Here is an 11,224-nt window from a genome sequence, read left to right as displayed (position 1 = left end):
ACATCTCGTGCGAGCGACGGCGCCGCCGCGTTCTTCTGAAATCTGATGCACGTGCGAGGCCGCCGTGGCGCCGCCGAGCGCGGGGCCGCCAAGGCGCCACCGAGCGCGGGGCCGCCATGGCGCCGCCACCTCGGGAGGTGTGCGCTTCCCCGGAGAGCCCCGCGGTTTTCGCGGCTGCGCCTCCCGGCACGCGATCTGCGAGGGGCGCGCCGCATGAGAGACGCCGACATCAGCTTGCGGCACATCACCCGCCGACGCCCGGAGGATCTGGCGCGCACGTTCGTCCCCGAGGGCCGCTCTGTCGAGGCGATCGGCTGGATCGACACCCAGCTCACGGCGCTCGAGCGTCGCCTCGACAAGGCCCTGCGCCTGCGCGTCGGCGGCGAGCAGCGCGTGCTCCACGTCGAGTTCTGCTTCTCGCTGCGCGACGATGTGCCGGATCGCATCTTCGAGTACCTCGGCTTCCTGTTCACGGCGCTTCGCAGGGAATCGCCCAGGGAGCGAGTGCCACCCATCGAGAGCGTCGTCGTGGTCCTCACGGGCGGCAGGCGGCGCCTGCCCCCGACGGGCGCGCGCCGCACCGCCTGGCCGGAGCGGCGGTTCAGCGGCGTTCATTTCAAAATCGACGCGGTCTACCAGCGCACGGTCGCCGAGCTCCGGGCGCGCGGCAGCTTGCTCTGGCTGGTGTTCGCCCCGCTCGCCCGAGACGCGACGGCGGCGAAGATGCGGGATGTCGCCGCGGAGATCCGCGCTGGGGCGGCGAATTACGAGGAGCAAGTCGATCTGTTCACAGCATTTTTGGTGATGGCGACCGTCGATCCCTGGAGACACAATCTGCTGGAGGAGATCAGGATGCTGACACGGGAGATGGAGACAGAGCTGATCCTGAGGCTGCCGGGCATCAAAGAGCTCGTGCAGAAGGTTGCGCAGGAGCGCGCGCAGCAGCTCGCACAGGAGCGCGTGCAGCAGCTCGCGCAGGAGCGCGCGCAGCAGCTCGCACAGGAGCGCGCGCAGCAGCTCGCACAGGAGCGCGCGCAGCAGCTCGCGCAGGAGCGCGCGCAGCAGCTCGCACAGGAGCGCGCGCAGCAGCTCGCACAGGAGCGCGCGCAGCAGCTCGCACAGGAGCGCGCGCAGCAGCTCGCACAGGAGCGCGCGCAGCAGCTCGCGCGGGAGGCGGAGCAGCGGGGAGAGTTGAGGGGAGTGCAGAAAGGAGAGCAGCAAGGCAAGGAGCAGGCGATCGCGGAGCTGCTCGGACGCCTCTTCGCGCGGCGGGTCGGGCGAACGCCGACGCGAAAGGAAGAGCGCGCCATCGTCGAGCGCGCCAAGGCGGTCGGCCCGGGCGAGGTCGAGGACGCCTTGCTCGATCTCGAGGGCGATGCGCTGGTGCGCTGGCTCTCGGAGCCGGTGAGCCGGTGACGCGCTGTACGGATTCGTGAGAGGACGCACTCCGAGCGCGGCCGGATTTTGTCGCACACAGCGGAGCTCGAGCTGGCCCACCCAAGAGCGATTCAGTCCATACCTACTCCCCTGGCAAGCCCCGATGACGTTCGGCCGCGTTCACACCCGAGCAGCAGGGGAATCACCGCTTGAGGCGGTGGCCTCTTCGGATGCCCCATGAGCCGAGGCACGGGATCGCGGCGAGGTCAGCGACGAGCCATCGATGCGTCCAGGACGACCTTGAGGGCCCCCGTGTGGACGCCGCTTCGAGCGCTCCAGGCGCCTGGTCCCCCGTCATCGAACAGGCGCCTGGATGGGCCGCGCCGCGTTCGCTCCTGCCGCCGTGGGGCCGCGGCGAGCTCGGCTCTCGCCTGCGACGCGATGCGAGCGCCCTTCAGGCAGGCCTGGAGCGCTCGCGAGATCCCGGCGCGCACCCCGGACCAGGGTGCGTCGCGTGGAGGCTCCTCGGAGAACATGGCGTGCCCGGCGCACCGGGTGGACCTATCACCACCCACGCGCGGCGCAGCAGAGCCCGCACGCCTCGACCGCCGTCCGCCATGCCGCGCCGCCCGCCTCCGGCTTGACCGCGTGCCCCCGGGCCGCTTCCATGAACGCGAGGACCGAGCGCAAGGACCCCATGAGCCGCGACACCGCCTTACGACGCGTGGGGACCACGGTCCGCAACAAGTGGACCCTGGAGCGGCTCCTCGGCGCCGGCGGCATGGCGGCCGTCTATGTCGGCGTGCACCGCATCGGGCGCCGCGACGCCCTCAAGATCCTGCACCCCCAGGCGGCGAAATCCAAGGAGATCTGCGACCGCTTCGAGCGCGAGGCGCAGGCCGCGAACCGCTTCCGTCACCCGGGCGCCGTCGAGATCCGCGACATCGACGTTGCCGAGGACGGCGCGCCGTTCCTGGTCATGGAGCTGCTCGAGGGCGAGTCGCTCGCGGACCGCGAGCGCCGCCTCGGCGGCCTCGCGCTCGCGGAGGTGCTCCAGGTCACCGCCCAGGTGCTCGACACCCTCGCCGCGGCGCACGCGCAGGGGATCATCCACCGCGACATCAAGCCGGCGAACCTGTACGTCGTGCACGAGGACGGCGCCGGCGCGCCCTTCGCCCGCGCGGCCCAGCCCGACCGCGGCGAGCGCATCAAGGTGCTCGATTTCGGCCTCGCGCGCATCCGCCAGGACTCCAGCCTCCAGGGGGAGCTCACGAAGATGGGCCTCGTGCTCGGCACGACGCCGTACATGCCGCCGGAGCAGGCGAAGGGCCGCGACATCGACCCTCGCGCCGACCTGTTCGCGGTGGGCGCCACGATGTTCCGCCTCATCGCCGGCCACCACGTGCACGAGGCGAGCACCGATTTCGATCTCCTGCTGAAGATGGGCAAGGAGCCCGCGCCGCCGCTCGCGACGCGATCGCCCACCACCCCGCGCGACGTGTGCCTCGTCGTCGATCGCGCGCTCGCCTTCGATCGCGACCAGCGTTACCCCGACGCCCGCGAGATGCTCGGGGACGTGCGCGCCCTCCTGCGCGGCGAGCCGCCCCCCTACGCGTCGCGGTTCGCCCGCGATGCGGAGGCGATCACGCTGCGGGGGCGAAGATCGCCCGTTGTCCCGGACGCGGGGAGCCTGGCCGACACGCTCCCGCCGAGCACGGTCCCCGTGAGGGCCGTCGCCGCGAGCGTCGTCCCCGCGAGCGGCGCCCCGGCGGACGTTGTCCCCGCGAGCGGCCCGACGCACGCCGACTCCATCGCCGTCGACTGGAGCGATGAGGCGCCCCCGAACGACGACTCCATCACCGTCGAGTGGAACGGCCCGGGTACCGTGAAACGGGAAGACTCCATCGCCGTCGACTGGAGTGATGACCCGGAGGCCGGCAGCCCGGCCTCCGGTCCCGTGCCGCGCTAGCGCGAGCGCCGGCCTCGCCCCTGGCTCCGGCGCCGCCGCAGCCCCGCCAGGGCCAGGCCCAGCACCGACGCGAGCGGCCCCGCGGTCCTCCCGGCCGCGCCGCCGGCGACCTCGCAGCCGCACCCGTCGTCGTCCACGACCAGCCCGGGGCCGTCGGCCGGCACGTCGACCCCGCCGCTACCGCCGGCGCCTCCCGCGCCCCCGAAAGCGCCTCCCGCGCCGCCCTCGCCGCCTTCCCCACCGGCCCCGCCGCCCGCGCCGCCCGCGCCGCCCGCGCCGCCCGCGCCGCCCTCGCCGGCCGGCGTATCCCCGCAGCGGCCCTCGTCGGGCACGAGCGCGCCGAACGGCGTGTTCGTGATGCCGCGGAACGCGATGTCGTCGATCTCCCAGCCGAAATCGCCCGCGTACGCGTCCGTGCCGATGCGGAAGCGGACCCGCACGGTCTTCCCCGCGAACGACGTGCCCAGATCGAGCGTCACCTGCTGCTGCGCCGGCCAGGCCTCGTTCGCCCCGATGTACCCCTGGCGCCCGGCCAGCGGATTGACCGACGGCTCGTCGACCGTGTTCCCGATGGGACCGGTATACCCGGCGTCCGTGTAGACGGAGACGTCCTCCCACGTCGCCCCGTCGTCGCCGCTGATCTCGATGAGCCCGCCGTCCCAGTGGATCGCCGCGACGTCGTCCGCCGCGGGCGTGATCTCGAACGAGTAGCGGTGGTTGAACTCGAGGACGAGCGGCTCGCCCTCGCCCACCGAGAGCGGCGGCGACACGAGCTGCGTCTGGGAGAGGCTCGGGTAGTCGACGCCGCGCCACGCGTGGTTCGTCAGATCGGTCTTCTCGCGCGACCAGATCGCGTCCGCCTCGACGCCGTCCTTCGTCCACACGGGCGCCTCGCTCTCGACGGAATCGACGCTGGACACCTCCGGCACGTCGTCCACGTGGAGCCGCGCCCCCGCGACCGCCGCGACCGTCGCCTCGCACGCCTCCGGCGCGGCGACCTCCACGCGCAGCTCCACCGTCTCGGTCTCCTGCACCGCGTCGTCCACGTTCACGTCGACCACGACCGTCGCGGCGCCGAACGGCGGGACCTCCGGCACCGGGACCGTCGCCCCGCCCGGGAAGGTCACGCGGGCGCTGCTCGACGTGACCGTCGCCTGGGCCCCGGCGAGCGGCACGGGGCCGGCGTTCCGCACCTCGAACGTCACGGCGCCGCGCTCGCCGCCGTCGAGGAAGCCGTCCTCGTCGCAGGAGCTCGCGGCGTCGCCCACCTGCGCCACCGAGACGGCCGCCCACGGCTTCAGCTCGAAGCCCTCCACCACGCCGGCGAAGTCCTCCGAGTCGCGCGGCGGCGACGCGGCGCACGTCCCCGCCCCGCGCCGGGCGAAGCCGCCCGCGAGCGCCAGCATGTCGGCCTCGCTCCGCGCGGCCGCCGCCGCGAGCAGCGCGTCCCGCTGCTCCGTGTAGGTCGCGTCCATCGGCGCGAGCTTCATCCCCGCCACGATGAGGTCGGACATGAGCCGCCGCGCCTCCTCGAACGTGTACACGCGCTCCCCGCCCTCCTCCCGCGTGAGCAGCGCGACGTAGCCCTCGAACAGCATGAGCGCCCAGACCTCGCCGGCGTTGTGCTGCTCGGAGTTCTCCACCGCGGGGCTCGGGAGCTGCGGGTGGTGGGGGAGCTCCACCCCGTCGGAGATGTGCCTGAACGTGAACGCGTTCTTCTCGAAGTTGACCGTGTAAGGCGACCTCCGGCCCCCGAAGTAGCCGCTGTCCCCGTTCTCCTCGTCCGCGTAAATCGTGAGCGCGAACGTGCCCTCGAGGTCGTCCCCATCGCGCATCGCCATGTGCAGCGCGATGAAGTCGCCCCACCCCTCGCTCTGCGCGCTGCACTGGTCCGTGCCGCAGCGGGTCAGTCGCCGGTGGATGTAATGCCCCCACTCGTGGGCGATGATGGTGTTGTCGATCGTGCCGTCGCGCACGATGCCCGCCTCGCGCTCCATCGTGGCCGTGACCGTCCCCTCCAGGAGCGCGGCCTTCAGGGTGGCCCCCTCCTCGAAGGGGATGGAGAGCACCGGGATGGTCACCACGGCCGCCTCGGGCGCGCCGTTCGGCATGGGCGGGGGCGCGGCGCCGGCCGCGTTGTTGGCGAGCAGGAGGCCGATCGCGCCCGCGGCCTCGGCGTTCACCGCCTTCTGCTTGAACGTGCAGCTGCCCCGGTCCACGAGCAGGATCTTGCCGGCGACGTTGTAGAGCGGCGCCTGGCAGCCGTCGCGTGTGCCGTCCACCGCGTCGTCGGGCGTCGCGTCCTCCCCGTCGTCCACGAGGACGACCTCGCCCGTGACGTTGAAATGCGCGTCGCCGAAGGTCGCGAAGTTGGTGGTCAGGCTCGCGCCGCCCGGCGCGATCGTCAGCGAGCGCCGGAGGTCCTGGCTGTTCCAGAGGTACATCTGCATGCGCGGCGAGGCGCCGTCGGACATGGCGGTCATGTCCGCGTTGTTGCGCTTGCCCTCCGGGTTCAGCGCGCCGTCCTGCGCCTCGGCGTGCATCGGGTCGCCGCCGAGGCCGCCGCGGCCGAAGTTGTCCTGCTGGGCGTTGCCGGCGGCCTCGTCGAAGCCCGAGTCGTAGTACCAGTCGTGCAGCCAGTTGTTCACGTAGAACAGCTGGGTCACCGAGGCCATGGTCTGCTCCTCGCTCGACAGCGGCTCGAGCGAGGGGTCGTAGACGCGGTCGAACGTCCGCTCCGACGTGGTCGTCGCCCGGAGGTCGCCGTTCGAGTAGCCGTCGGGGCTCCGGTGGTCGGCGTAGGCGTCCACGTTGTTGCCGAGGGTCTGCGACGCGTTCCGGGGCAGCCAGGGATCGGCCGCGCCGTCCGGGTTCCTGTTGAAGCCCTCCATCGAGACGAGCTGCGCCGGCAGGAACTCCGGTTGAGACCGGTCCGGCGTCCCGCTCGGGTGCGGCGTGAAGTCCGCCTGCGGCCCGTCGAGCGGCCGGCCGTTCCCGGTGGGCTCGGCCCAGACGCGGTACGTGAACACGTCGCTCTCGACGAGATCCCGCCGGTAGAGCGCGCGGCCGTCGTCCGCCGCGATCACGTAATCGTACGCGTCCGAGGAAAGAGACGTTCCCCGGCCCGAGATGAACTCGACGAAGTACGCCGGCACCAGCGCGTCCGCCGTCGGGAAAAAGACCTTCTTCACGCGCGCCGGCTCGACGAGGTGGAGGCCCGCGGCCGCGAGCGCGCCGCCCGGCGCGAGATCGAAGACCCGGTAGTCGCCGGCGGTGCGCTGCGCGTCGACGACGTCGCCCGGCCCCGCGTGGATCCCGTAGAGCTCCTCGAGCGCCCGCGCGAGCGCGTGCGCTGGCGCGAGGCGGAACGCGCGGCCGCCGCCCGCGGGCTTCGCGGGCACGGCGGCCGCGTGCAGGTTGCCGGAGATGGCGACGAGATCGAGGTTCTGCCGCAGCAGCACCTTCACGTCGTTCTGGAATACCTCGGCGCCGTCCACGCGCTGGCGCAGGATCACGATGATCGGCCCCTGGCCGAGGTCGTGGACGTGGACCACCTCGGCCGTGTCCAGCGCGGCCCTGGGCAGGCCGTAGGCCTCGGCGAAGCGGTCCAGGTAGCGCCGCGCGGCCGCCTCCGGGGTCGTCCCGGCGGCGAGCGTCTGCGCCGCGCCGCGCGCCGCCCAGAGGAAGGTCGGGACGCCGCGCCGCTCGTCGACGGCCGTGACGATCCCGCCCGCGCGCGCGGCGAGCGCGCCGGCCCGGGCGAGCGGATCCGCCGGGGCGGCCGGCGCCTTCGCGCGCAGGGTCGCCTTGGCGTCGGGCCGGGTGGCGGCGTGCGCGTGCGCGCCGGCGAGGAGCGCGAGCGAGAGCGTGAGACAGCGAAGGGAACGCTTCATCCGATCTTCTCCGTGCGTGACTGAATACAGCGGTCATGCCGCCGGATCGATGTGGCTCCGGGGGAACCGGCCTTACCGGCCTTGCAGGCGAAGGTCCCTGAATAATCGTTCTTATCGCGCGAGGGAAGCCGCTCGGCCGGCTCGTTCCGATGGGCTCGCTCGCGCTCCGTCCGCGGGCCGTCCGCGCGCCCGCGCCGCGCTGTCGACCCGGGCGGGGCCGGGCGCTATCATGGCCGTGATGCTCGCCACCGGAAAGCCGGCAGCGCTGCGGCGACACCGCCGCGCCCCCTCGCCCCTGCACTTCCCCGATCACGCCACCGTGCCCGAGACCAAGCGCCACCTCGAGCTGCGAACGCTGCTTTACCTCGTGCTCAAGACCTTTGCCGACCGGCACACGATCGGCAGCGATCAGTTCGTGTACTGGCTCGCCTCGAACCCGCGGCGGTGCCTGGCCCCAGACGCCTTCGTGCGCCTCGGGACGCCGGACACGACGTTCCGCTCGTGGAAGACGTGGGAGCGCGGGGCGCCCGAGCTCGCGGTCGAGATCGTCAGCGAGAGCGACGACGACGCGACCGACTGGGACGAGAAGCTGGACCGCTACCACGAGCTCGGCGTTCTCGAGCTCGTCCGCTTCGATCCAGCGGCCCCCGAGGGGCACCGGCTCCGGGTGTGGGACCGGCTCCAGGGCGATCTGGTCGAGCGCGAGGTCGAGGCGGATCACGCCGCGTGCGACGTCCTCGGCCTTCACTGGGTGGTGGTGCCGCTCGAGGAGATGCCCGCGGCGCTCCGTCTCGCCCGCGATCCCCAGGGCCGCGACCTCGTGCTGACCTCCGAGGAAGCTGCAGAGGCCAGGGCAAAGGCGGCGGAGCGCCGCATCGCCGAGCTCGAGGCCGAGCTCCGGCGGCAGCGCGGCGGCTGAGCGCGGCCGGGGCGCTCCGGCGGCGCGCGGAACGTCGCGCCGGCCAGGCGGATGCCGTGGGGCATCGGAGGGGCGCTGTACTAGGATGCGCCCCGCATGCTCGGCGAAGCGAAGCGGATCTACCTGGCCACGCGGAAGAAGCACGATCAGCTCTTCAACACCTACGTCATGCGCCCGCTCGCCGCCGGCGCGGTCGCGCTCCTCGCGCGGACCGCGGTCACGCCGAACCAGGTGACGCTGCTCAACCTCGCCGTGTTCGTGGTCGCCGCGGCGCTGCTCGTCGCCCTGCCCACCACGTCGGGCGGCCTGCTCGCCGTCGGCGTCCTCGAGCTGAGTTACCTGCTCGACTGCGCCGACGGGATGCTCGCGCGCCACAAGCAGCTCGCGTCGAAGGAGGGCCACCTCTTCGACTTCTTCACGGACGAGCTCAAGGCGGTGCTCCTCTCCGGCGCGCTCTCGGTGCGCTTCTTCCGCGGCGGCGGCCTCGGGCTCGACGCCGCCCTCTGGCCCGCCGGCGACCCGCGCTTCCTGCTCGCCGGCGTCGTCGGCGTCGCGGTGATCGCCTCGGCGATCTCGCTGACGAACTTCGTCCGCCGCCCGGAGATCAGCGGCAGGGAGACGACCGTCTCTGCCTATTACGAGACCGTCGCCGAGAGTCGGCCCGAGACGCCCGCCGCCCGGGCCGCGGCGCTCGTGACCACGTTCCTCCGCTTCCTCAACCATTACCCGAGCCACATCTGGGCATTCGCGCTCGCGGGCCGGCTCGACGTGTTCTTCTGGATCTACGTGCTGATCAACGGCCTCTACCTCGCGAGGGGCTGGCTCGGCCTGCTCCTCAGGTTCGGGCGCGCGTAGCGACCCGGGGTGGGACCCGGCGAGGTGCGGGCGTCCTTGCTGACCGCGGGGTTTGCGCGGCGGTCGATCGAAGGCGCAGAGTCCGCGCCAGCTGAGGATGGATGAAGCGACGACGCGCTCCGGGAGGGGCGATATCGGCCTCGACGGAGGAGTTCCTGTCGTTCTGATCGCAGGCCGTCTGATTCCCTGTCTCCCGTTCCCCGACAGCCGCCCTCCCGCAGTACGTGGCGCGCCCTCCAGCGCCCCCGTCGCGCGGCGCCCGATCGCCGGGGGGCCGCGCCGCTCGCCGATCCCGCCCGCCGAAAATTAGCCTCTCTCCCCCTCCCGTGCATTACCGTCTCCCCGCCATGCCCACGCTGCACCGAACGCGCGTTCGAGCCACGCCCGCGGCGAGCCGCCCTGCGTTCGCGCTGCTCGCCCTCGCCGCGCTCCTGCCGGGCTGCGGCGAGCGCGGCAGCGCCCCGGAATCCCCGGTCGAGGTCCAGGGCGCCGCGGGCGCGAAGGACACCGCCCAGGGACTCTCCCCTCCCGGCGCCTCCTCGCCCTCCTCCCCTGCCCCGGCCGAGGACGAGCCCCCGCCCGGCCAGCCCGCGAGCGCGCCGCTCGTCACGCTGGGCGGCGTCGCCAACGTGCCGCCGCCGCCGCCCGAGGGCAGCCCGCGGCTCGCCAGCATGGCGATGCTCACCCGCGTCTACGCCCGGCCCAGCGCCGGCGCGAAGCGCGTCGGCTTCCTCCGCGCCGGCGCCGTCGTCGAGATGGATCCGGAGCCGGCCGGCACGGACGGCTGCCCCGGAGGTTTCCGCAAGATCAAGCCGTTCGGCTACGTGTGCCTCGGCCCCGACGCCACGCTCGACCTCGACCACGAGATCGTCCGCGCCGCGGCGCGCCGCCCCGACGTCACCCACAAGCTCCCGTACATGTACGGCATCGTGACGCGCGGCGGCCCCGCCTACGCGCGCATCCCCACCGAGGACGACCTCGCGCGGCACGAGCCGAGCCTCAAGAAGCACCTCGACCGCTGGGCCAAGGACGAGGAGAGCGGCGCCACCTACGGCCTCGACGTCTGGCTCAAGTGGAGCCAGCGCCCCGCGCCGCCCGCGCTCGACGCGCTCGCGCAGCGCGTCACCGACCCGGACATCCCCTGGTTCTTGCGCGACGGCCGCCGCGCCCCCAACCTCTCCGGCCTCATCAAGACCGACGACGCCGTCAGGATCGACGAGATCTCCCGGCGCAACGGCATGGCCTTCCTCGAGTCCTTCCTCCACGAGGGCCGCCGCTACAACGTCACCACCGATCTCCGCGTCGTCCCCGCCGATCGCTTCCGCCCCATCCGCGGCTCCGACTTCCACGGCGTCGAGATCGGCAAGGACATCGACTTCCCCTTCGCCCTCGTGCGCCGCGCCGGCGGCAAGCGGTGGCGCACCGAGGGCAAGAAGCTTGTGGACGACGGAGAGCTCGAGTGGCGCGCGGCCGTGCCCCTCACCGGAAAGCAGCAGTTCTTCGGGGGCAAGCTCCACTACGAGACGAAGGACGGCGCCTGGATCGACGACCGCCACGCCGGCCGCGTCGAGCCCGCGAAGAAGATGCCCGCCTGGGGGAAGAACGGCGAGAAATGGCTCGACGTCAACCTCACGAAGCAGATCCTCGTCGCGTACGAGGGCACGAAGCCCGTCTACGCCACGCTGATCTCGAGCGGCGAGGCGGGGCTCGGCGACCACGAGACCACCACCGCGACGAAGCGCGGGATCTTCCGTATCCACACGAAGTACATCTCCATCACCATGGACTCCGACGCGGTGGGCGAGGAGTTCGAGCTGCGCGACGTCCCCTACGTGCAGTACTTCGAGGACGGGTATGCGCTGCACGGCGCCTACTGGCACGACAAGTTCGGCCGCCCGAAGAGCCACGGCTGCATCAACCTCTCTCCGGAGGACGCGCGCCGCCTGTTCTTCTGGACCGAGCCCGCGGTCCCGCCGGGGTGGCACGGCGCCGCGCGCTCGCTCACCGGAACCGTGGTGTTCGTGCACCCCTGATCCACGGGACGCCCCGCGGCGTCAAGCGCCCGGCAGCCCCCCGCGCCGCCGCCGGGGGAAGCGCGAGCGCGCGCGGGCCGACCCGGCGCGCACTCCCGAGGAGCGGGACAGATCGATCGAGGATCACACTTCGCGCGACTGGCCGCGTGAACGGGCGTGAACGGGCGTGAACGATGGC

At 72.8% G+C, this 11,224-nt stretch carries 6 protein-coding genes; 5 read left to right on the top strand and 1 reads right to left on the bottom strand.

Annotated elements, in window-relative coordinates:
- Positions 1–213: 213 nt before the first annotated feature.
- Positions 214–1,416 (top strand): hypothetical protein, encoded by a 1,203-nt coding sequence (locus WMF43_RS15535; RefSeq protein WP_437681087.1) that lies wholly within the window; start codon positions 214–216, stop codon positions 1,414–1,416.
- A 658-nt stretch (positions 1,417–2,074) separates the two neighbouring features.
- Positions 2,075–3,346, top strand: a complete 1,272-nt coding sequence (locus tag WMF43_RS15530) for a serine/threonine-protein kinase (RefSeq protein WP_437681085.1) — start codon at positions 2,075–2,077, stop codon at positions 3,344–3,346.
- Here the strand turns inward: WMF43_RS15530 and WMF43_RS15525 are convergent.
- Positions 3,343–7,239: a M36 family metallopeptidase gene (locus WMF43_RS15525; protein WP_437681083.1), complete on the bottom strand. Its 3,897-nt coding sequence runs from the start codon at positions 7,237–7,239 to the stop codon at positions 3,343–3,345. The two genes, WMF43_RS15530 and WMF43_RS15525, sit on opposite strands and share 4 nt — an antisense overlap.
- A 238-nt stretch (positions 7,240–7,477) precedes the next feature.
- Here WMF43_RS15525 and WMF43_RS15520 point away from each other — a divergent pair, with 238 nt between their 5' ends.
- From WMF43_RS15520 to WMF43_RS15510, 3 genes are all read left to right on the top strand, one after another.
- Entirely contained in the window at positions 7,478–8,158 is a 681-nt protein-coding gene (locus WMF43_RS15520) for a Uma2 family endonuclease (protein ID WP_437681081.1), read from the top strand.
- Positions 8,159–8,254: 96 nt separating this feature from the next.
- On the top strand, positions 8,255–9,013 hold the full coding sequence (locus WMF43_RS15515) for a CDP-alcohol phosphatidyltransferase family protein (RefSeq protein ID WP_437681079.1): 759 nt from the start codon (positions 8,255–8,257) through the stop codon (positions 9,011–9,013).
- Between the two features lie 326 nt (positions 9,014–9,339).
- A complete protein-coding gene (locus WMF43_RS15510) occupies positions 9,340–11,046 on the top strand; it encodes a L,D-transpeptidase (RefSeq protein ID WP_437681077.1) in 1,707 nt (568 codons plus the stop codon).
- Positions 11,047–11,224 lie beyond the last annotated feature (178 nt).

The organism is Sorangium sp. So ce131 (assembly GCF_051519095.1).
GTDB lineage: Bacteria > Myxococcota_A > Polyangia > Polyangiales > Polyangiaceae > Sorangium.
The sequence above is the reverse complement of the archived record's forward strand: the minus strand, read 5'-3'. Positions and strand labels throughout refer to the sequence as shown.